Source organism: Streptosporangium lutulentum, assembly GCF_030811455.1.
Lineage (GTDB): Bacteria > Actinomycetota > Actinomycetes > Streptosporangiales > Streptosporangiaceae > Streptosporangium > Streptosporangium lutulentum.
Genome location: NZ_JAUSQU010000001.1, coordinates 5006238 through 5027400 on the forward strand (window position 1 = coordinate 5006238; position 21163 = coordinate 5027400).

General features: G+C 69.7%; 21 protein-coding genes. 6 read left to right on the forward strand and 15 right to left on the reverse strand.

All coding sequences use genetic code 11. The features are described 5' to 3' along the window. The first annotated feature begins 114 nt into the window (after positions 1 to 114). Positions 115 to 762 carry a TetR/AcrR family transcriptional regulator gene (locus J2853_RS22370; protein ID WP_307560973.1) on the forward strand — a complete coding sequence of 216 codons (648 nt, stop codon included), beginning with the start codon at positions 115 to 117 and terminating at the stop codon, positions 760 to 762. Positions 763 to 883: 121 nt separating this feature from the next. Continuing rightward, entirely contained in the window at positions 884 to 1588 is a 705-nt protein-coding gene (locus J2853_RS22375; RefSeq protein ID WP_307560975.1) for a hypothetical protein, read from the forward strand. Here the strand turns inward: J2853_RS22375 and J2853_RS22380 are convergent. The 10 genes from J2853_RS22380 to J2853_RS22425 form a co-directional block, all read right to left on the reverse strand. Continuing rightward, entirely contained in the window at positions 1528 to 2190 is a 663-nt protein-coding gene (locus J2853_RS22380; RefSeq protein ID WP_307560977.1) for a response regulator, read from the reverse strand. The two genes, J2853_RS22375 and J2853_RS22380, sit on opposite strands and share 61 nt — an antisense overlap. A 69-nt stretch (positions 2191 to 2259) precedes the next feature. Next, on the reverse strand, positions 2260 to 3381 hold the full coding sequence (locus tag J2853_RS22385) for a sensor histidine kinase (protein WP_307560978.1): 1122 nt from the start codon (positions 3379 to 3381) through the stop codon (positions 2260 to 2262). Positions 3382 to 3580: 199 nt separating this feature from the next. After that, positions 3581 to 5119, reverse strand: a complete 1539-nt coding sequence (locus tag J2853_RS22390; RefSeq protein WP_307560980.1) for a serine/threonine-protein kinase — start codon at positions 5117 to 5119, stop codon at positions 3581 to 3583. Then, a complete protein-coding gene (locus J2853_RS22395; protein ID WP_307560982.1) occupies positions 5119 to 6678 on the reverse strand; it encodes a S1C family serine protease in 1560 nt (519 codons plus the stop codon). The genes J2853_RS22390 and J2853_RS22395 overlap by 1 nt, the downstream gene beginning before the upstream one ends. Positions 6679 to 7238: 560 nt before the next feature. Next, positions 7239 to 7832, reverse strand: a complete 594-nt coding sequence (locus J2853_RS22400) for a Uma2 family endonuclease (RefSeq protein WP_307560984.1) — start codon at positions 7830 to 7832, stop codon at positions 7239 to 7241. Positions 7833 to 7891: 59 nt separating this feature from the next. Beyond that, on the reverse strand, positions 7892 to 8539 hold the full coding sequence (locus tag J2853_RS22405) for an adenosylcobinamide amidohydrolase (RefSeq protein ID WP_307560986.1): 648 nt from the start codon (positions 8537 to 8539) through the stop codon (positions 7892 to 7894). After that, positions 8536 to 9438 carry an ABC transporter ATP-binding protein gene (locus J2853_RS22410; RefSeq protein WP_307560988.1) on the reverse strand — a complete coding sequence of 301 codons (903 nt, stop codon included), beginning with the start codon at positions 9436 to 9438 and terminating at the stop codon, positions 8536 to 8538. The genes J2853_RS22405 and J2853_RS22410 overlap by 4 nt, the downstream gene beginning before the upstream one ends. 44 nt (positions 9439 to 9482) lie before the next feature. Next, a complete protein-coding gene (locus J2853_RS22415; protein ID WP_307568771.1) occupies positions 9483 to 10448 on the reverse strand; it encodes a FecCD family ABC transporter permease in 966 nt (321 codons plus the stop codon). Positions 10449 to 10553: 105 nt separating this feature from the next. Continuing rightward, positions 10554 to 11504: an ABC transporter substrate-binding protein gene (locus tag J2853_RS22420; protein ID WP_307560990.1), complete on the reverse strand. Its 951-nt coding sequence runs from the start codon at positions 11502 to 11504 to the stop codon at positions 10554 to 10556. 370 nt (positions 11505 to 11874) lie between these two features. After that, positions 11875 to 12528: a TetR/AcrR family transcriptional regulator gene (locus J2853_RS22425; protein ID WP_307560992.1), complete on the reverse strand. Its 654-nt coding sequence runs from the start codon at positions 12526 to 12528 to the stop codon at positions 11875 to 11877. Between the two features lie 79 nt (positions 12529 to 12607). On the opposite strand from J2853_RS22425, the gene J2853_RS22430 reads away from it, so the two are divergent. Further along, positions 12608 to 13261, forward strand: coding sequence for a rhomboid family intramembrane serine protease (locus tag J2853_RS22430; RefSeq protein ID WP_307560993.1), 654 nt, complete (start codon positions 12608 to 12610; stop codon positions 13259 to 13261). 14 nt (positions 13262 to 13275) lie between these two features. Here the strand turns inward: J2853_RS22430 and J2853_RS22435 are convergent, their stop codons facing one another. Beyond that, the gene (locus J2853_RS22435) at positions 13276 to 14130 is read right to left on the reverse strand and encodes a Gfo/Idh/MocA family protein (protein ID WP_307560995.1); all 855 of its coding nucleotides are present in this window, start codon (positions 14128 to 14130) and stop codon (positions 13276 to 13278) included. A 136-nt stretch (positions 14131 to 14266) separates the two neighbouring features. On the opposite strand from J2853_RS22435, the gene J2853_RS22440 reads away from it, so the two are divergent. Then, complete coding sequence (locus tag J2853_RS22440) at positions 14267 to 14848, forward strand: histidine phosphatase family protein (protein WP_307560996.1); 582 nt, start codon at positions 14267 to 14269, stop codon at positions 14846 to 14848. Between the two features lie 171 nt (positions 14849 to 15019). On the opposite strand, the gene J2853_RS22445 is transcribed toward J2853_RS22440, so the two are convergent. The 3 genes from J2853_RS22445 to J2853_RS22455 form a co-directional block, all read right to left on the reverse strand. Then, a complete protein-coding gene (locus J2853_RS22445; RefSeq protein WP_307560997.1) occupies positions 15020 to 15262 on the reverse strand; it encodes a hypothetical protein in 243 nt (80 codons plus the stop codon). 138 nt (positions 15263 to 15400) lie between these two features. Next, positions 15401 to 15637 carry a DUF397 domain-containing protein gene (locus J2853_RS22450; RefSeq protein WP_307560999.1) on the reverse strand — a complete coding sequence of 79 codons (237 nt, stop codon included), beginning with the start codon at positions 15635 to 15637 and terminating at the stop codon, positions 15401 to 15403. Continuing rightward, positions 15638 to 16498, reverse strand: coding sequence for a Sco1979 family transcriptional regulator (locus J2853_RS22455; protein ID WP_307568772.1), 861 nt, complete (start codon positions 16496 to 16498; stop codon positions 15638 to 15640). It abuts the gene before it with no gap. Positions 16499 to 16830: 332 nt separating this feature from the next. Between J2853_RS22455 and J2853_RS22460 the strand changes: the two genes are divergently transcribed. Both J2853_RS22460 and J2853_RS22465 read left to right on the forward strand, forming a co-directional pair. Continuing rightward, entirely contained in the window at positions 16831 to 17223 is a 393-nt protein-coding gene (locus J2853_RS22460) for an ATP-binding protein (protein ID WP_307561001.1), read from the forward strand. Positions 17224 to 17484: 261 nt separating this feature from the next. Beyond that, the gene (locus J2853_RS22465) at positions 17485 to 19881 is read left to right on the forward strand and encodes a helicase-associated domain-containing protein (RefSeq protein ID WP_307561002.1); all 2397 of its coding nucleotides are present in this window, start codon (positions 17485 to 17487) and stop codon (positions 19879 to 19881) included. A 4-nt stretch (positions 19882 to 19885) separates the two neighbouring features. On the opposite strand, the gene J2853_RS22470 is transcribed toward J2853_RS22465, so the two are convergent. Then, positions 19886 to 21103, reverse strand: coding sequence for an MFS transporter (locus J2853_RS22470; protein WP_307561004.1), 1218 nt, complete (start codon positions 21101 to 21103; stop codon positions 19886 to 19888). Between the last annotated feature and the right edge of the window lie 60 nt (positions 21104 to 21163).

Genomic DNA, 21163 nt, shown 5'->3' on the forward strand with positions numbered 1-21163 from the left:
GGACACGGCTGGGGGGCACGACTGGGGGGCACGACGCCGTACGGCCGCGCGGCGTCGCGCGACTCGTCACCGCCGGACGACACGCCGGCCGCGACACTCATACGATGCGATGTGATGTCACCGAGAAAAGCAGCCGTCCTGCGTGACGGCGGTGGCGGTCAGAGCCTGCGCGAGCACCTGATCTCCGCCGCCGAGCGCCTCATCGCCCAGCGTGGAACCGCCGGGCTCACCGTGCGCGACATCGCCCGGGAGGCCCAGGTCGCCGACGGCGTGCTCTACAACCATTTCACGGGCAAGGAGGAACTCCTCGCGCTCGCCCTCCACGCTCACGTCCAGACCGTCGAACGCGAGTTGGGCGAGCTGCCCGGCAAGGCCGGCGTCGGCACCGTCGAGGCCAACCTGCACGCCTATCTCACCCACGGCGTGGCGCTGCACACCGCCATCCTGCCCGCCTTCGCGGGCCTGCTCTCCCGGCCCGAGGTCCTCGCCCTGTTCGCCGGCATGCCCAGTCCCGTCGGGGACGGGCTGGGACTGCGGGCGCACCTGGCCCGCTATCTGCGTGCCGAACAGGATCTCGGCCGCGTCGCCCGGGACATCGGCGCCGAAGCCGCCGCCACGATGATCGTCGGCGCCTGTCACGAGCTGATCCTGCCCCGCATGTTCTTCGGCTCCGCCGCGACCCCGGCCCAGGTCCCGCCCGGCTTCGTCGACGACCTGGTCGCCATCGTCACCAACGGCATCGCCCCGGCCAGGACCTCCTGAAAGGACCCTCCCCCGGACCCCCGTGAGGGGGACGGCGGATCCCCCCGGAGACGGACGACCCGCAGGGGTGCGGCGACCTACCGTTCTGTGCGACATGTTCCGCGCAGGCAAGGAAAATCCCATGTTCAAGGACTCCGCCGACTTCAGGCGCGTCGCCTCCGGCACGCTGCTGATCGTCGCCCCCCTGCTTCAGGCGATCGCCGCCGTCGTCGACCCGGGCACGTGGGGCGACGAACGCGAGGCGGTCAGCTACGGCGACAACCCCGTCCTGGCTCAGGTCCAGTCGGTGATGTACCACTGGTCCTACCTGCTGATGGCCCTGGCGGTTCTCGGCCTGCTGCACGTGATGCGGCGCCGTGCCGTGGTCTTCGGCCATGTCACCGGCACGCTGACCGTCCTTGGCTACGTCAACCTGTCGGGCCTGCTGATGATCGATCCGGTGGAGTGGTGGCTCGGGCAGCGCAACCCGCCGGAGAGGGCCCAGCAGATCCTCGACGAAATGCTGAACCTGCCCGGCGTGGTCTTCGGCTTCCAGCTCCCGTGGCTGTTCCTCGCCCTCTTCGGCCTGCCCATCCTGCTGGTCGGCGTGTGGCGGACCGGATTCGCGCACTGGTGGGTGCCCCTCGTCGCCGGCCTCGGCTACGGCACCTCACTCCTGATTCCGTACGGCCCGGTGATCGTCGTGACGTGGGGCGCGGGGGCCGTCGCGCTGAGCTCGCTCGGGGTCAGGATGCTCCAGATGAGCCGCCAGGAGTGGATCTCCTACTACCCGACGGCCGTCCCGGGGCGGACCACCCCCGACTCGTACGCGAACACCACCGCCTGAGCCCGATCCCGCAGGTGGAGCTTCATCAGCACCCTGGCCACGTGGGTCTTCACCGTGGCCTCGCCGACGAAGAGCCGGACCGCGATCTCGGCGTTGGTCAGCCCCCGGGCCAGGGAGTGCAGCACCTCCAGCTCGCGCGGGGTGAGGGCGGCCAGCTGCGGCGGGGGCACGGGGTCGTGGCGGCCGGCGAAGGAGGCGATGACCCGGGTGGTGACGGCGGGATCGAGCAGGGCGTCCCCACCCACGACGACGCGGATGGCGTCCACGAGCTGTTCGGGCGGCGAGACCTTGAGCAGGAAGCCGCTGGTCCCGGTGCGGAGCGCGGTGTAGAGGTTCTCGTCGGTGTCGAAGGTCGTCAGCATGACGACCTTCGGCGGGTCCGGCCGGTCGAGCAGCCGCTTCGCGGCGGTGAGGCCGTCCATGCGCGGCATCGAGATGTCCATCAGCACGAGGTCCGGCCGGGTGTCGCGGGCCACCTCGACGGCCTCGATCCCGTCGGACGCCTCCCCCACCACCTCCATGCCGGGCTCGCTCTCCACGATGAGCCTCAGCCCGGCACGGACCATCGCCTGGTCGTCGGCGATGACGATACGAATGCTCATTCCTTCTCCTTGGCCGGCGGCTCTGCGGCTCGTTCGCGGGTGCGCCCCGTCGTCGGCGGGGTCGTCGGGTCACCTGATCCGCTCATTCGCGAACACCTCCCGGGAGGTCGGCAGGGACGCGTGGACCCGGAACCCGCCCCCGGGACGCGGACCCGCCTCGAAGGTGCCGCCGAACAGCACGGCACGCTCACGCATGCCGACGAGACCGTTGCCCGTCGACAGGCCGGGCGGGCCGTCGCCGCCCCCGTCCAGGACCTCCACCTCCACGGAGCCGGGACGGTAGGAGACGGTGATCCGGATCTCGGACTCGCCCGCGTGCTTGACCGCGTTGGTGAGCGCCTCCTGCGTGATGCGGTAGACCGACAGATCGACCCCGGGGGCGAGCCGTACCGCCTCGCCCCTGATCTCAAGGACGATCCGCAGCCCCGAGGAGACGAGAGTGTTCACCAGGTCGGGCAGCAGATCCACGCCGGGCTGCGGGAGGGCCTCGTCAAGGGGCATGCGCAGCGCGCCGAGCATGACCCGCAGCTCCTCCACGGCCTCGCGCCCCATGCGCTCGATGCCGAGGAGCGCCTCGGCGTCCCCGCTTCGCGTACGGCGAAGCACCCCGGCCTGCATGACCATCATGCTGACGCTGTGGGCGACGACGTCGTGCAGCTCGCGGGCGATGCGGGCGCGCTCCTCGGCGACGGCCTCGGCGGCCCGCCGTTCTCTGTCACGTTCCAATCGTTCGGCGTGGGCGGACAGGCGGAGCAGGCGGGTGGCGTAAGCGCGCAGGGCGAGGCCGGTGAGATAGGCGGCGCCGAAGACGACGGTCAGGAAGATGACCTCGTCGAACGGGAGCAGGCGATGGTCGACGGCGCCCGAGTCGAAGACCAGGACTCCGGTGACGGCCCAGGCCAGGCCGGGTTTGAGGGGAAGTTCGGCTCCGACCGTGTGGAAGACGATCAGCAGGGAGGCCAACTGCCAGGTCTGGCAGAACTCGTACCCCTGCCGGTGCCAGACGTACTGGGCGAGGATCATCAGGATGAAGACGGCGACCGGTGCCCTCCGGCGAAACCACACGAGCGCTCCGGTGACGAGCGCCTGACCGATCCACCACAGTTCGGGCGTCTCTGCGGCGCCGTACTCGGTCGCGACGGTGAACGCCTCAAGCGTGCCGAGAGCGATGATCGCGCACCCGATCAGCACGTCGGATGTCGGTATTGCGCGAAGGCGTTGAAAGGGGGGAAACGGAACCGCCATGCTCGGAGACTAGAGCTTCATCTCCTTCATGCATACAGAACAAATCATTCAGGCGCACCGTTCACAGGCGGGGCCCGGGTCATTTTCCCCAATAGGGGACTTTCCACCCGATAATCACTCCCGAAAGGACCGGTTCGGAAGCTCACTATTCCTGGAAGGACACGCTTCCCACGAACCGGTTGGCCAGTGCGTTGTCACATCGGCCGGGCGCGCAGAAGTAGATCATCAGAGCGGGTTCGTCCGGTCGTTCCACGGCCCACCCCGTGAAATCGAGCTGCCCGCCGCGCTGCGGATCGGCGATCGACCCCTGCAGCCGTACGGCGGGATACCCGCCCACACGCACCTGGACCACTTCGGAGAAGACGCTGACCTTGCCCGGCAACGAGGACTGCAGGGTCTCCTGCAACTGCTGTGCCCCGCTGCGGGGGTCAAGGGTGTCCAGGGTCTGCGCGTAGAGGCCGGTGGCCTCTTCCGGCGTGTTCTTGATGGTCTCGTTCGCGGTCGCCCAGTCGGCGGTGACCGGCGTGGCGAAGAGCGTCCGGAACTCGTCCGCCTGCGGCGAGGACACCACGAACACGTCCGCCTGCGGCTGCAACGTCCAGTCGCCGGGATGCTCGAACGCGATCGGCACGGCGGCCGAGCCCGCGTAGGCCGTCCAGTCGTCGCCGCCGCCCCGCAGGACCGTCACGAGCACCGCGACCAGCGCGACGATCGTCACGATCGCCACTCCGGCGCCGATGAGGATGCCCTTGCCGCCGCCCGGCCTGGACTGTTTCCTTCTCTTCGTCTCGGCCGGGGCCGTCTGGGCGAACTGGTAGGGATGGGGATGGCTGGTCCCGCTGATCGCGTCGCGCAGTTCGGCGATGAACTGCGCGCAGGTGTCGAAGCGCTGCTCGGGCGATTTGGCCAGTGCCCGCATCATGACGCCGTCGACCTCCAGCGGGAGGTCGGGCCGGAGCGCGGTGAGCGGCGTGGGCGTCTCCGCCAGATGCGCCCAGAGCAGTGCGATCTCGTTGTCGCGCTGGAACGGCAGTTGCCCCGACAGTGCCTCATAGACCACGCACGCCAGTGCGTACTGGTCGCAGCGCCCGTCGATGTGCTCCTTGTTGATCTGCTCGGGCGCCATGTAGCGGGGCGTGCCGATGAACTGGTCGGTCTGGGTCAGCCCGGAGAGCGAGGTGCGGTGCTTGGTGATGCCGAAGTCGGTGAGGTAGGCGTGGTCGCCCTCGGTGTGAGCCGCGATCAGGATGTTGGCGGGCTTGACGTCACGGTGGATCAGATCGTGCGCGTGAGCGGTGTCCAGCGCCGCGGCCACCTGGGCGAAGATCCGGTTGACCTGACTCACCGTCATCGGCCCGCGGTCGTAGAAGATCTGGCGCAGGTCGGGGCCGTCCACGTAGCGCATCGCGATGTACAGCGTGCCGTCGTCGGCGCTGTCGGCCTCGTAGATCGGGATGATGTTCGGGTGGTCCATGCTCGCGACCGTCCGCGACTCCAGGACGAAACGCTGGCGGAATCGGTCGTCCTCCCCGAGAAGCGGATTGAGGATCTTCAATGCCACGCGGCGGTTGAGGCGGGGGTCCACCGCGAGGTAGACCACGGCCATACCGCCCTTGCCGATCAGATCCTCGATGTAGTAACCGGCGACCTCTTGCCCGATCAACGCTCTGTCGTTCACGGACATCACGTCTTGACGGACTTGCCGCAGTACCCGCAGAAGCTGTGAGCGGGGCTCAGCCCCATCCCGCAACCGGTGCAGTACTTCTGCTGCATGGACGTGTCGGTCGGTTTGGCACCCGGATCCTTCCTGGTGCCGGGATCCCTCGCGACCAGCACGGGCCGGCCCGGCTCGGTGGAGGCCCTGGGCAGAGCGGGGAAGGAACGGTTGACCACGATCGTGGGGTCCGCCTTCTCGTCGAACGCCGGCCGTGGCGGGACGGACGGCGGATTCGGCAGGGGGGGTCTGGTCTGCGCGGCCGGGCTCGGCGGGGAATCCGGCTCGGACGGCCTGCGGCGCCAGAGCAGCAGCGCGCCGACCACCACGGCCACCACCAGCAGGGCTCCGCCGGCGAGGATCGGCCAGAGCGGCGTCTCTCCCGTGTCGGCGGCGGCGTCGGCTTTCCTGGCTCCCGCGTCCTCGGCGGTGCCGCGCTTCTGCTGGGACGTCTTCAGGTGCACGGCGGCCACGGTGTGGCCCGGATAGAGATCCAGGACCCGCTGGAAGGCGGGGACGGCGTCGCCGAAGTAATGGGTGTGGAACCGGGTCAGCGCCTGCTCGAAGGCGGCGTCGATCGGGCCGCGTCTGGGGGCCACGTCGGCCTCGGCCAGCGCCTTGGTGACCTCCCTGATGCCGATCATCCTGGCGTCCTTGCCCCCGCCGACCAGCAGCCCGACGACCTCGCCCTTCTTGTCCTCGATGACCGGCCCGCCGAGCAACCCCTTGTCGACGAGGCCGCCCAGCTTCTCCGGCTCGTTGACCTTGCTCTCCGGGTCGTTGAACCGCCGCCCGCTCTCGCCGGCGCCTCCCGCCCGCAGGTGCGCGATGTCCACGGTCTCCGGAAGGTTCACGGCGGGCCGTCCGGTGAACCCGGCGACCGCCACCGGCGAGGCCTCCTTGACGGGCACCGCGGCGGCGAGCGGCGCCGTGGGCATGCCCGTACTGCCGTCGGCGCGCCCGACGGGCCTCAGCACGGCGGGGCTGTCGGGCTCGTCGCCCGTGCGGACGACCTCGGCCTTGAACCCCTCCTTGTCGGGAGGTGAGATGTTGGGGAAGATCCTGAGCTCGGTGGTGACGTCGAAGATGCAGGTGGCGGTGGGCTGCTTGGGCGGGTAGCACTCCTGCAGGTGGTGGTTGAGCTGGTCGTCCTTGAGGGTGTGCCGCTCGAAGTCGGCGGGAATCTTGACCTTGTGATGCGCGGCGAAGATCTTGTTGGCCGCGTACACCTCGAGGTCCCGGTCGTTCTTGACCACCCGGGTGAGAGTGACGACGGCGCCCTCGGGATTGACGACCGTGCCCGTGCCGGTGCCGATCGGCACCTCGTAAGAACGCTCCACGTGGAGCAGCTCGCCGATGTGGTCCAGCAGGGTGACCTTGATCTTCGCCGTGGCCTCGACCCTGACCACCGCGGGGGTCACCAGGTCGGTGATTCCGCTGGGATGCTCGTGGGCGAGCGCGGGGGTCACCGCGGCGACCGCCAGTGACAGACCTCCGGCCAACGCCAGGAACGAACCGAACCGCCGCATCGCCACTCCCTACAGGGGATAGGACAAGGGTCGCAAAGAGCAGTGAATAAGTGAACCGTCCGAGCACGGAGAATTGGGTTTCTTCCCGCCCCGTACTTGCGAAAGGTCATAGCTTGGGCAACTTCCCCCGGCTTTTACCATCGATGTTCACAGTCTTTCGCTTCATCCGCACCCCGCCGTGAGCAGATGCGTAAAGCCTATGCCCGGACGTCCGATACGGCGAGAACACGCCTCTCCCCGGCGACCTCTCCGGCGCACTCCCATCTCACGCGCCTCCCCAGCCTCTCCGGGAACCCTGAAGAGAATAGCCATATATCATGACAAAACAACGAATTTTTGTATAAAAGCGGAAAAGGCTTTGCCTCGCCTTGAACGGCTCGTGCTGCACGGGGAAAGGCCCGCGGGGCGTACGCCGTGGCCCCGAGTATCGCCCCACCGGGCGTTCCAGGCATCCGGGGCGGCCCGGACCACACCTTCCCGAGGCACCGGGCAGCTCTGATCGGCTACCGCCTCACGGTCCGGAAGGAGGTGTGGTCGTGCGAGAAGAAGACCGGTGCCGGTCAGCTCCGGGGCCGGAGAAGCACGGCGGGATCGAATTCGACCTCGAAAGGCGCGAACAGGGTCGCGACCTCTCCCGCCTCGTGCCTCTCGGCGGGCTTGTACTCCTCACCGGCGAGTTCGTGAACGTGGAGGGACGGCCCCTCGGAGAGCTCGATCCGCCAGTACGCGGGAATGCCCGCGGCGGCGTAGGCGGCCCGCTTGAGATGGCGGTCTCGCGCCTGGGTGCTCGGGCTGACCATCTCGACGGCGAGCAGGATGTCGTCCGGCGTGAACATCAGCTCCGTCCTCTCCGTGGTCTCCGCCGGCACCACCACGAGATCGGGGATGAAGAAGTCGCAGGGGCCCACCCGGAGATTGACCGTCGGCAGTGGCTCCAACTCCGGCGGAGCGGCGTCCTCAAGGATGCGAACAAGGCGCAGGATCGCGTACTGATGCATGGGGGTGGGCGGGGGACTCACCAGCAGGCTTCCATCGAATAGCTCGTAACGGTTTCCGTCGTCGGGAAACGTGAGCAGGTCGTCGACGGTGAACGGCGGCGCTCCTTGGAGAACCGTCCGCCTGGTCGCCGGCTCCTTCGTCGCCGTTACGGTCACCTGCTCAGTATCGGGAGTCTCGCTCTCGCTCACATGCTACTTCCCATGATTCCTTTACTCTATGTAGCCGGGAAATCACGATTCTCCCAGTCGTGGGCGCCCTGGAGAACGGCGGTGTGGACCGCGCGGGCGACGCGGGCGCCCCAGGTGGAGCGGGGGCCGCCGAAGAGCTCCTCGGGGCCGTGATCGCGTACGGCGACGCAGACGGCGTCGGAGGCCGTGCCCGTGCAGGCGAAACCGGCCTCCGCCAGCGCCTGGGACTTGGCCTCGGTCACCGTCATAACCGCGTTGACCAGGGCCGCGTCACTCATGGCGACCGGCACGACGACGATGATGTTGATCGTGCCCGGGAGATACAGGGGCGCGAGCTCGGGGTCGGGGACGCCCTCGGGAGCGGCGGCCCAGGTGGGAACCCGCAGGCCGACGGTCGCCGCCGCCTCCACTCCCCCGTCGGACGCCCGGGTGAACCGCTCGACCGAGGCCGCGGTGAGCATGCCGACGCCGGGCCCGGCGGGAGCCATCGCGAGCAGGTGGTCCACCGGGTCCATCCGGGAGTAGCCGGCGACCACCTGGGCGTTCAGCGCCCACTCCGCCGGGCCGATGCCGCCGCCGACCATCGCCGAGGAGATGGCCCGCCGGCCGGGGCCGAACTCCCACAGCAGCGACCCCAGCCGGGCCCCGTCCTCCTCGCGGTAGGTGATCTTCAAGGGCGCTCCAGATGAACCTCGGGCCTGCCGCCGGGGCCGGTCGCGACACGGACGCGCGCGTCGAAGTGCTGACCGATCAGTTCCCCGGTCAGCACCTCGGCCGGGGTTCCGGAGGCCGCGACCCGGCCGTTCGAGAGCAGCGTCATCGAGTCGGCGTACTGACCGGCCAGGCTCAGGTCGTGCAGGGTCGTGACGACGGTCAGGCCGTCGGCCAGCCGGAGCCGGTCCACGAGTTCCAGCACCTGCTGCTGATGACCCAGGTCCAGGGCGGTCGTGGGCTCGTCGAGCAGGAGAACGGGGGCCTGCTGGACCAGCGCCCTGGCGAGCACGACGCGCTGCCGCTCGCCGCCCGACAGGTGGCCGAGCGTGCGCGAGGTGAAGGGTGACAGGCCGAGCCGGTCCAGCACCGAGGCCGTCACCTCACGGTCGTGGCGGCTCTCGCGGCCCAGATAGGGGATGTACGGCGTGCGGCCCAGCAGGGCGTAGTCGAACACGGTCATGTCGACCGGCAACGAGGGAGACTGCGGGGCGTAGGCGAGCAGCCGGGCCCGGTCCCTGGGCTTGAGCCGCCGGACCGGCGTGTCGTCGATGAGCACCTCGCCCGAGCAGGGCACTACCCCGGCAATGGCTTTGAGCAGCGTGGACTTGCCCGCGCCGTTGGCCCCGATGACGGCCAGCCAGTCACCGTCGCGGACGTCGAGCTCGATGCCGGACAGCACGCTCCGCTTCTCCAGCACGACCTCCAGGTTCCGTACCCTGACCCGGCTCGCGACCTCCGCGCCTCCCGGCTCGGAGCCGGTGGTCGCGAGCTCGCCGTGCCCGCCGGCGCGCCCGGTCACGCCTCCACCCGTCCGATCGCTCACGGCCCCGCTCACGCTCTCGTCCGCTCGGTCGCTCACGGCCCCGCTCACGCTCTCGTCCGTTCGATCACGCGCGGCCCCGCTCACGTCTCCACCCGCTTCGTCACGCGCAGCACGGCCACGAAGAACGGCGCGCCGACGAAGGCGGTGACCACGCCGATGGGCAGTTCGGCCGGGGCGAGCACGGTCCTGGCGATCAGGTCGGCGAGGACCAGGAAGGCCGCACCGCCGATCAGCGAGAGCGGGAGCACGACCCGGTAGGACCCTCCCGCCAGACGGCGGACCACGTGCGGCACCACGATGCCGACGAAGCCGATCAGCCCGCTGACCGCGACGGCCGCCGCGGTGGCGAGGGAGGCGGCGAACAGCACGACGAGCCGGACGCGGGTGGCGTCGAGACCGAGGCTGACCGCCTCGTCGTCGCCGACCGAGAGCACATCGAGCAGCCTGCCGTGGAGCATCATGATCGCCACCGAGACGACCGCGTACGGCGCGACCAGCGCGATCTGGGTCCAGCCTCCGCCGACGTCACCGAGGATCCAGGCATAGACGCGCTGGAGCTCCTCCACCTTGAGCTGCTGCAGGAACGTCTGGATGGCGGTGAGGAAGGACGAGACCGCCACGCCCGCGAGGACCAGGGTCGCGGTGCCGCCGCCCCGGCCCGCCACGTTGCCCAGCGCGTAGGCGAGCAGGACGCCGCCGACGGCCCCGGCGAAGGCCGCGGCCGGGACGAGGAGTGCCTGGTTGTCGCCCTTCATGAACACGATCGCCACCGTCGTCGTGAGACCGGCGCCCGCGGCGGCTCCCAGCAGGTAGGGGTCGGCCAGCGGGTTGCGGAAGACCCCCTGGTACCCGGCGCCCGCGATGGCCAGCAGCCCGCCGACGATCGCGGCGAGCAGGACCCGGGGCAACCTCAGCTCGAACAGCAGCCCCTGCTCGACAGGGGTCAGTCCCGAGTCGACCGAGACGAACGGCAGCCAGTCGAGCAGTTGCAGCACCACCCGCCCCGGCCCGATGTCCGCCGCGCCGGCCAGCAGACCCGCGAGCATGACCGCCAGCAGGACGCCCACGGCCACCGGCCACACCGCCGGGCCCAGCCGGGGCGCCCTCCGCCCCTGGGCAGCGGTGGAGGCGGGGCGAGAAAGATCCCTCAATTAGCCGGCCACGGCCTTCCGTACGGCGTCGCCGACCTGCTTGGCGAGGTCCACGACGCGCGGGCCCCAGCGGGAGGCGACGGCGTCGTCGAGGGCGATGACCTGGTCGTTCTTGACGGCGGAGAGCTTGGACCAGCCGGGGCGCTTGGCGATGGTGTCCCTGGACTGGGCACAACACTTGGTGTCGGCCAGGAAGACCAGATCCGGGTCGGCCTGGGCGACGAACTCGGCGGAGAGCTTGGGGTAGCCGCCGGCCGCGTCAGGCGCCTTGTCGGCGATGTTGGTCAGGCCGAACAGCCCGTAGATCTGGCCGATGAAGGTGCCGGACGTGGCCGCGTAGGGCGTGACGTCCAGCTCGTGGTAGTAGGTGAGCTTGTTGTCCTTCGGCGCGGCGGCCGCGAGCTCCTCCATCTGCTTCCTCATGCCGGCCACGACCTCGTCCGCCTTGGCCTTGTTGCCGGTGGCCGCGCCGAGGTCGGCGATCTGGTCGTAGGCCTCGTCGAGCTTGGTGGCCGCGGGCTCCAGCAGCACCGGAACGCCGACCTTCTTCAGCTCGGAGACCACGTCGTCGAGGTCGTTGGCGAGCACGATGAGATCGGGTTTCCTGGCGAGGATCGCCTCCACGTTCGGCTTGAAGCCGGACAGGTCGCTCTTCGGCGCCTCGGCGGGGTAGTCCGACTGGTCGTCCACCGCGACGACCTGGGGTCCGGCGCCGATGGCGAACAGGCTCTCGGTGGCGGTGGGCGACAGTGACACGATCCGCCCGGGCTTCTGGGTGAGGACGACGGAGCCGTTGCCCGCCTCGACCGTGACGGGGAATCCCGCCGCCGTGGCGGGTGCCGCGGTCGCGGGGGCCGCGCTCGGGGAGGCGGTGGTGGAGCTCTGACCGCATCCTGCCAGGGCTAGCACGCCGAGCAGCGCGCCTGCGAAGGCGGTACGTACGGGCCTCACGTGAGGTCCTTTCGGTTACCGGAAGAAAGAGACCCGCAAAAAGGACGGATCACCCTTTTCCGCGAGGGTTGACGGCGTCGGCGCAGCGGAGGCGACCTGGCTCGATCCGGGGGGATCATGACAGTTGCGGGACAGCGCCGGACTCACACCGGACTTCGCTACGCGCTGCGCGTCGGATAGACGCTATCAATTCACCCGAACACTCCAGCATCAAGGGCTTCCGGCCGGCCCCTCCGCCCAAGGGGCCGGCCGGAATCGCGCAAGACTCCGCGCGATGGCGATCGGTTTGCCTCCGTCTCGCGCATGCGGATCAACCCGCGCCTCCACCTCACGCGCGCAGATCAATCCTCCCCCGTCTCACACATACGGCTCAATCCGCCTCCGCCTCGCGCGTGCAATACGCGCCGAGGCCGCCTTCGAGCACGTCGAAGGCGTGCTCCGCGTTCGCGACGGCGTCCGGATAAACGGCATCGGCGGACTCTCCGTCCAGGAGACGCCGCACGTTTTCCGCCACGAGCACGTTTCGGACACTCAGGATCTGTGCGGCCGCGACGCGGGCGGTGATGTCCGCCGCCTGCGTCTGCCCGGCGAACTCCCGCGCCAGGAAATCCTCGCTGCGGGCGAAGAAGGCGTAGACGCGCTGCGTCAAGGAGGGAGTGACGCGGACGAGCCGCTGGACGTTGAGCACCGCCGGGTTGTCGTTGAGGCCGGTCGCCGCGTCACGAGCGGCCAGCGCGGCGAGGAAATGACGGCGGAGGGCCGTGATCGCCGACTCTCCGACCGCCCGATCTCTGACGATCCGGGCCGACTCGTCCACGTGCTCCTCCATCGGAGCTGTGACCAGGTCTTCCTTGGTCGGGAAGTAATTGAAGACGGTCTTCTTGGAGACATCGATGGCCGCCGCGATCTCCGCCACGGAGACGTTGTCGAAGCCTCGCTCCACGAACAGGTCGATCGCGGTTTGCCACAGAGAGTGGCGGGTCTGAAGCTTCTTGCGCTCGCGCAGACGGAGTTCCTCGGTCATACACACAAATATACCAGGTGAAAAAATCGTCTCAGGGGAAATGTTGTCTTGGTGTAAGATTCTTCCTATAGTCGTGACCGTGACGAACACCCAGGAGACCTCCATGACCGAGAGCACCGAAACGGCGGTCCTCCCGCCCCGGTCCGAGCTCACCGCCACACGCCTCAGCCGGCCCTGGCTGACCTGGACCGTTTTCGCCGTCACAGCGATGACCACGCTCGCAGGTCTGCTCTCTCCCGCGGCGAGAGCTGCGGTGAGCAGAACTCCGGGTTTCTTCGACGGCCAGTGGTGGCGGTTGATCAGTCCCATATTGATCAACCCGGAGGGCTGGTATCAGATCGTCTTCAACGCCGCCGCGCTGCTCGTCCTCGGCACGGTCGCCGAGCGGGTCTACGGCCGGATTCGCTGGACCGCCCTGTATCTGACGGGAGCGCTCGCGGGGGAGATCTTCAGCTACGCGACGGGCAACTACAGCGCGGGATCATCCGTCGCCATCGCGGGTCTGCTCGGCGGGCTCACCGCCTGGGTGATCCTCGGTCACTCCCGACTGCCCGCCGGGCCTCGCGTAGGAGCTGCCACGCTGTTGGCCGGGGCGGCGTTCCTCGTGGTGATCGGTGACGAACACGGCGCGCCGATCCTCGTCGGATTCGCGCTGGGCTCGCTCATGCTCCGGCACGCACGCCGTACGGGAAGCCCGATCCCCACCGCGAAGCAGGTCGACCCCCACTCCTAGTCAGGCGCCATCGCCTACTTGAGCTGCTCCTCCGCGGCGGCGATGATCTCCTGGAGGTGCAGGCCGTGCGCGGCGTCGAGGGGATGCCCGCCGCCGCGCCGTACGGTCATCGCGAACTCGGCGAGCATGAGGGAGAAGACGTCGTCGCCGAGTTGGGTGTCGTTGATGGACTCCCGGCCCAGGCGGCCGTAGATTCCCACGTTGGAGGGCGGTAGCTCGCCGGGCACGCTCAGGCACAGCGAGGCCTCGCTGACCGCGCCGGTCTCGTGCTCCAGCAGCAGGCCGACCCAGCCCAGCGGGTTGCCGTGGGCACGGACCCCGGTGACCCTGCCGAGTGAGGCCTCCAGAAGGTCGATCATGTGCGGACCGACGTCGAGGATCGCCCCGCGCTCCAGCCGCCACGGGGTGGCGAAGGCTCCGCCGAGCATGGCTCCGGTGATGTTGGCCGCGTGCCCGCCGAAAGGCTCGATGGCCGAGACCCTCGCCAGGAACGCGCGGGTCGCCGCGGAGTAACGCCAGGTGAGGACCATCTGGGAGGCCACGCCCGCCTCGGCGACGGCTTCGGCCAGCCGCCGGGCGCCGTCCAGGTCGGCCGCGAGCGGTTTCTCCAGCAGCAGGGCCTTGCCCGCCTTGGCGGCGAGCACGCCGAGTTCGGCCTGCACGGCGGGCGGCACCGAGAAGGCGACCGCCTCGCAGTTGTCGAACAGTTCCTCGATCCGCTCGAAGACCGGGGCCCCGAACCTCATCGCCGCCTCGGGCCGCCGTGCCCACACCCCGGCCAGACGCGTGTCCGGTCCGGCCGCCAGCCTCGGTGCGTGCACCATCTCAGCCCACGGCCCCGCGCCCACCAGACCCACAGATATCGTCACGGGTTCAGTTTCTCACGCTCCCGTGCTCCGATCGTGTGCCCGGGGGGCGGTCCCGTGCCGCCGAGCAGCGGGCCGCGTACGATCTCGCGGGCCGTTGACGGATCGGTACCCGCCGTACCGGCATGATGGCCTCACCATGAATCAGATGATTTTGCTGCGACACGGCGAGACCGAGTGGAGCAGGAACGGCCGCCACACCGGTCGCACCGACCTGCCGCTCACCGACAGGGGCGAGGATCAGGCGCGGGCGCTCGCCCCACTGGTCGAGGGCCGGGCCTTCGACCTGGTCCTGGTCAGTCCGGCTCTGCGAGCCCGGAGGACGGCCGAGCTCGCCGGACTGAAGGCGTACGAGACGGATCCCGACCTGTGGGAGTGGGACTACGGCGGTTACGAGGGCATCACCACCGACACGATCCGCGAGACCCGTCCCGGCTGGTACCTCTGGCGTGACGGGGTCGTCCCCGGCGACGCCGATCATCCCGGCGAGAGCGCGGAGAAGGTCGGCGCCCGCGCCGACCGGGTGATCGCCCGCGCCAGGGCCGCCGAGGGCGACGTCGTCCTGGTCGCCCACGGACACTTCCTGCGGGTGCTGTGCGCCCGATGGCTCGAACTGCCCCCCGAGGACGGCCGGCTCTTCCGCCTGGACACCGGCACCTACTCCCGGCTGGGCTTCGAACACGCCGAACCGGTCGTCCTCACCTGGAACGCCCCCGTCTGAACCTGAGCACGTTGTTCGTCCACGTCGATCGGCGGTTCACCCGCCGCGCGGAGACCGCCTCCTCGCCGGAGCCGGCGACCGGTCGTCGACCGGCCGGGGAGGCGCGTGCCGTACGGCGCGGTCCGGCTCGGTACAGCGCGGGATCCGGCTCGGTACAGTGCGGGGTCCGGCTCAGACGGCCGGGGCCGCAGGCTGCGGACCGCGGCCGGTAAGCCATTCGATGACTTCGCGATGGCCGTGACGCGCGTCCTCGAAGTGGCCCCAGCGCCAGTAACGAGGCTGGTCACGCACTCCGGTGACCCATGTCCGATAGGACACCGGAGTGATCGTGCCGTCCTTGGCGGCCGCCGAGGCCACGCCGTAGGTACGGATGACGACGCGGCCGCCCGGGGCGAGCAGTACGTCATCGGCCACCGGGTACAAAGTCATTTGATCGAGCACGGTTCGAGCCCCCAATCGCTGTGGCCTCAAACACTTCCCCACCGCCCGACTCCCCCGGTTACGCCACCGGCGCGCCACGGTTAACCCGATGCGCCGGAGGTAAAAACGGTGTTACACCGTCAGCCCGTCGAACTCCCCGTCCTTCACCCCGAGTACGAGGGCACGAATCTCGTCACGCGTGTAGATCAAGGCTGGCCCCTCCGGAAAACGGGAGTTACGGACCGCGATACTGCCGTCCGGCAGCTCGGCTAGCTCGACACAGTTGCCCTGAGAGTTGCTGTACCGGCTCTTGCGCCAGCTGGCCCCCGTAAGGTCAGTGGCAGGCATGCCGTTGTAGGTCTGCTCCATTTACATCTCTCTGAGAAGGTCGCCGAGGATCTCGGCGGTGCCCCCAGGCGTGGTGCTTTCCACGCACAACTGCTCCATGGCCGTGAGGTATGGATCGATGTCCTCACGTTTGTCCAGGTAGAGGGCACCCCAGAGCTGCTCGACATAGACGATGTCCGATAGATCGGACTCGAGAAATCGCAAGATGCTGAACGCACCACCCTCGGCCGCGTGCATGCCGGACCGAAAGGGCATCACCTGAAGGGTGATGTTGGGCAGCGTGGACACTTCCAGCAGGTGCTGAATCTGCTCACGCATGATCTCCCTACCTCCGATGGGACGCTTCAGGGCCGCCTCGTCGATGACCGCCCACAGCCGCGGGCCGTCCTTCTTCGTCAGGCGATCCTGCCGTTGCATACGCATATGCACACGACGCTCGATCTCCGCCTCGGGCACGTCCGGGTGGCCCAGCCGGATCACGGTGCGCGCGTAGGCGGACGTCTGCAACAGGCCGGGAATGAACTGCACCTCATAGGTGCGGATCACGCTCGTCGCCTCCTCCAGCCCCACGTAGGTGGTGAACCAGTTCGGCAACAGGTCACCGTACTTGTGCCACCAGCCGGGGGTGTTCGCCTCGCGGACCATCTCCAGCAGGCCGCGCCGTTCCGCGTCGTCGAGCACGCCGTACAGGGTGAGCAGGTCTTCCACGTCTCGCGTCTTGAAACCGACACGGCCGAGCTCCATCCGGCTGATCTTGGACTCGGAGGCGCGGATGTGGAATCCGGCCACCTCACGAGTGAGATCCTTCTCCTCACGCAGGCGGCGCAGACTCGCGCCGAGCATGATGCGCCGAACGGTGGAACCGGTACCGGGCGGATCCATGGACACGTGGTGCTCCTCGCTCGCTTTCCTGATCGACAGTCTGTCACTTTGCGGCACAAGGTTAGCGAGCCGCGAACAAGATCCCCTTTCATTACGAATTGTCGAACTAGTCGGTAACCGTAGCGGTTGCACAGACCTTATGCACGTGCATTCGCCCTTGCACCTGCACGGGAGTTTGCACCATGATTGCGGCTGTGCAGTCCGCCCAAACCGCGCCCCCTCGATCGTCAACCTCATGGACAGCGCTCGACTGGTGGCCCCCAGTCGGGTGGTGGCCTGAGGCGGCGCGTGACCTTGTCTCCGGGTCCTCCGCCACGGCAAGCGCCACGTTCGTGCTCCCGCCACACGCCGAGTCCGTCCACTCCGCCCGCAGCTTCGCGACGGGCACGCTCACCGGCTGGAAGCTCGACGAGCTGAGCGACAACATGGAGCTGGTCGTCTCCGAGCTGGCCACCAACGCCTTCAGGCACGGCCTGCGACTGGCCGAGTCGCGTGCCAGAGAGCCGATCAGGCTCTCCCTGATCCGCAGGAACGGTCTGGTCGCCTGCACGCTCAACGACCCCGGGGCCGGTTTCCCCGCGCTGCGCGACCCGGCGCCCCTCGACATCGGCGGACTCGGACTGCACATCGTCGAGTCGCTGAGCCTCCGCTGGGGCTGGGCACCGCTGGCGCCGTACGGCAAGATCGTATGGGCGGTCCTGCGACCCGACCTTCCCGAGGAGTAGGGCCCTCGACAACGTCCGGTCTCGACCTCCGCAACCGAACCTTTCCCGAACGGCGCCGCCTCTTCCCCTCATCTGGCGCCGATCGGTCCCGGGACCCGCCACCCCTCCCCGGCGGTCCCGGGACCGATCAGAAGCGGGCCGGCGATGTGGTAACGCATTGCATTCTGCGCGGTGCATGCCGTCGGAGATGCCCTCTGCATTACCGTGGATGCTTACGGCTCACGGAGAGTCCCCGCGCGAGATTCCTGAAAGAGCTACGAGATGGACGATCACCTGCTCGGATGGTTGAAAACCCTCGACGAAGAACGGCTCGCCCGAGTTCTGGCCAACCGGCTGGACGCCCTCGCCCCACCGTGGCCGCGCCGTCTGGACACCCTGGCGCAGCGGCTGGGCAACGGTTTCGCGGTGATGGAGGTCATGCGCGGGCTGCCGCTGCCGTCCCTGGAGGTGGCGCAGGCGTCACTGGCCCTCGGCGACCGGGTCTCCCCCCGGGAGGTCGCCCGGTTCATGGGCGTGCCGGAGGCCGAGGTGACGCCGTGGCTCGACCAGCTGTTCGACCACGCCCTCGCCTGGCCGGACGACGAAGGACGGATCCGCGTGGCCGGCGGGGTCGCCCGCTGGTGGACGGCCCCCTGCGGGCTCGGCGAGCCGCTCACCCACTACCTGAACTCCTGGACCGTCAGCGCCGACGCCCTGCGCGGGCTCGCCCGGACGCTCGGCCTGCCGAACGGCCCCAAACGCCGCACGATCGCCAGGGTCGCCGAGATCCTCTCCGACCCCGAGCAGGTGACCGCCCTGGTGGAGCGGGCCCCTGAGGGCACGAGGCGGCTCCTGGAGGAGTTCGCCTGGGACGGCCCGGTCCGCACCGTCGACGGCGGCAGGTTCGTCGTTCCCGGCGCCCCCGAGAAGTGGGCCGCCGACCACGGGCTGATCTTCCGCCCGAGCTGGAACGTGGCCGAGATGCCCCGGGAGGTGTCCCTCGCGCTGCGCGGCCCCGACTACCACCCGCCCTTCACCCCCGGCCCGCCCGACCTCGGCACGATCCCGGTGGATCCCGAGGCCGTGGACCACCTGATGACGCTGGCCGCCCCGCACGTGGTCGAGCGCTGCGCCGCGATGCTGGAGAACACCGCCAAGGTCCCGCTGCCTCTGCTCAAGGCGGGAGGGGTGGGCGTGCGCGAGGTCCGGCGGGTGGCCAAGGACACCGGCTGCGACGAGGACGAGACCCGGCTGCTGCTGGAGATCTGCGCGGTGGCCCGGCTGCTGGCCTGGGACGACTCGGCCGGCGGCCTGGTGCCCACCGAGAAGTTCGACCGCTGGCGGCTGGACGACGCGTCCGCCAGGCTCCGGGTGCTGCTGTCGGCGTGGTGGCGCATGGAACGCTCGTCGCTCCGCAGGACCGACGGCAAGTACGGCACCGTCCTGGGCGACGACCCGGCGGGAGCGGCGGTCGCCCGGGCGAGGCGGGCCGTGCTCGCCGTACTGGCCCGGCTGCCCGCCAACACGGCCTGCACCGACCGGGCGGGCCTGGCCGGCGCCGCGCACTGGCACGCCCCCCTGCTCGACCAGTCGCTGCTGGCCGAGTGCGCCCCCGCCGTGCTCGAGGAGGCCCGGATGCTCGGGCTGGTCGCCCTCGACACGATCACCGACCTCGGCCGCGCGCTGGCCGGCCTGGACGCCGCCGCCGGCGACGAGACCGACGACTCCACCCCGCTCGTGGAGAACGACCCCGCGCTGATGGAGTGCTCGATCCGGGCGCTGGCCAGCGTACGGCGGAGCGCGCTGTTCGGCGCCGACCTCACCGCCGTGGTGACCGGGCCGCCCGCCGGCGAACTCGCCGAGCTGCTGGACCGGGCCGCCGAGCGCGAATCCCGCGGCGCGGCCTCGGTGTGGCGGTTCACCCCGGCGAGCGTGCGCCGCGCCATGGACGCCGGGCACACCGCCGACAGCCTGCTGGCGGACCTCGCCGAGGTGGGCGCGGTGCCGCAGCCGCTCGACTATCTGGTGCGCGACGTGGCCAGACGGCACGGCGAGGTCACCGTGACCACGGTCGCCTGCATCGTGCAGGCCTCCGACCCGGTGCTGCTGTCCGAGATCGCCGGGCACCGGCGGCTGGCCAGGCTGGGCCTGCGGCTGCTGGCGCCGACCGTGCTGGCCAGCGCGATGCCCGCCGACAAGACCCTCGCCGCGCTCAGGGAGAACGGCTACGCCCCGGTGCCGATCGCGGACACCGGGGAGATCACCATCCGCCGCGCCCGGATCGAGGAGCCCCAGAACGGGCGGCTGATCCTGCTACCGGGAGGCCGGGTGGCCGAACTGGAGCAGCCGCCGCACCTGATGGTCGAGCCGCCGCCGGACCCGCGAGAGCACGCCAGCCGCCTGCTCACCTCCGAGCACGACGCCACCCAGCAGAACGGCAGGACCTGGGCGGTCATCGGCCGTATGGCCTCCCGGCTGCCGACCGCCCAGCAGTCCCTGCTCGGCTTCGTGGTCGACCGCGGCGTGCGGGCCGCGATCACGCTGGCCGACGGCCTGACCGCCACCATCAGCCACGGCGAGCTGCGCAGCGGCGTGCTCGACGCGTGGTGCGAGGAGGCCGGAGACTACCTGGAGTTCCCGCTGGCCGACATCGTCGAGGTCCGCGGCACCTACGCCTGACGTCTCAGCGGAGGCTCTCGCTGCTCGACGGGGAAACCTCCGGGGAGCCGGCGCCCTGACGGGCACGATGCCAGCTCACCGCCGCGAGGACCCCCATCAGGCTGCCAGCCACTCCCGCGAGCACGAGTGTCAGGGAGACGCCGACGTGGTCGGCGAGCACCCCTCCGAGGATCATGCCCGCTCCCTGCACCGCCACGAGTACCGATGACGCCAGACCCAGCACCTGACCTCGCCGCTCGCGTGGCGCGATCCTGACGAACTCGGCGTTGGCGGTCACCTGGTAGGCGCTCAGCACACCCACGAGGGTCCACAGGATCAGCGACGGGACAAAGCCCGGGAACAGCGCGGAGAAGACGAGGGGGACGCTGGAGGCGATGGCGAGCGGTCCCATCGACCGCAGCCTCAGGTCGGGGGGAACGAACCGGGTGATCAGGAAGACCCCCACCACATTGCCCACCGGCATGACGGCCATGAGCAGTCCGACCTCCGCGGTGCCCAACCCCAGCTCCGCGGCGTACGGCGCGGCCAGGACCTCGGGAACCACGTAGAACCCGGCGAGCAGTGCGAGCGCGAGCAGGCTCCGCAGCCGAGGGCTGCCCAGGATGAGCCGAGCCCCTCCGTCCGGATCCCTGAACCGGGGCCACCACCTGTCCCCGGGTTCCGTGAGACGCGCGGCAGGACTGTGGGGCAGGCCCCATCTGATGATCAGCGCCATCAGCGCGAAGGCGACGGCGTTGAGGAACAGGGTGCCGCTCGTCCCGATGGCGCCCACCAGCACGCCCCCGGCGGCGAACGCGACAAGGCTGACGATCTGACCCGTGAGGACGATGGCGGCCAGACCCGTCGAGTAGGCCTCGCCGGTCAGCATGTCCGGAAGCAGCGCCATCTGCGCCGCCTTGGCGGGCGACTCGATCATCTGGACGACGAACACCAGAACGCAGAGGATCCACAGCGGTATCCCCGGAATCGCGATCAGCGCGACGAGACCCGCGCGCGAGAGGGCGCACACGACCAGCAGTTCACGACGTGGATACCGATCGGCCAGCCCTCCCAGAAACGACCCCCCGATGATGGCCGGCAGCAGGGTCAGCGCGTAGACCAGGGCCGTGACGGCGGGTGACCCCGTCCGCTGATAGGCGAGCACGGCCAAGGCGACCCGCGCGAGCTGGGTCCCACCTCGCGACAACACCACGGCGAACCACAGCGCCCGGAATTCGGCCACACGGAAAACCTCGCCATACGTCCCCGGACGAGTTTCGCCGGCCATTCGTTTCCTTCCGAA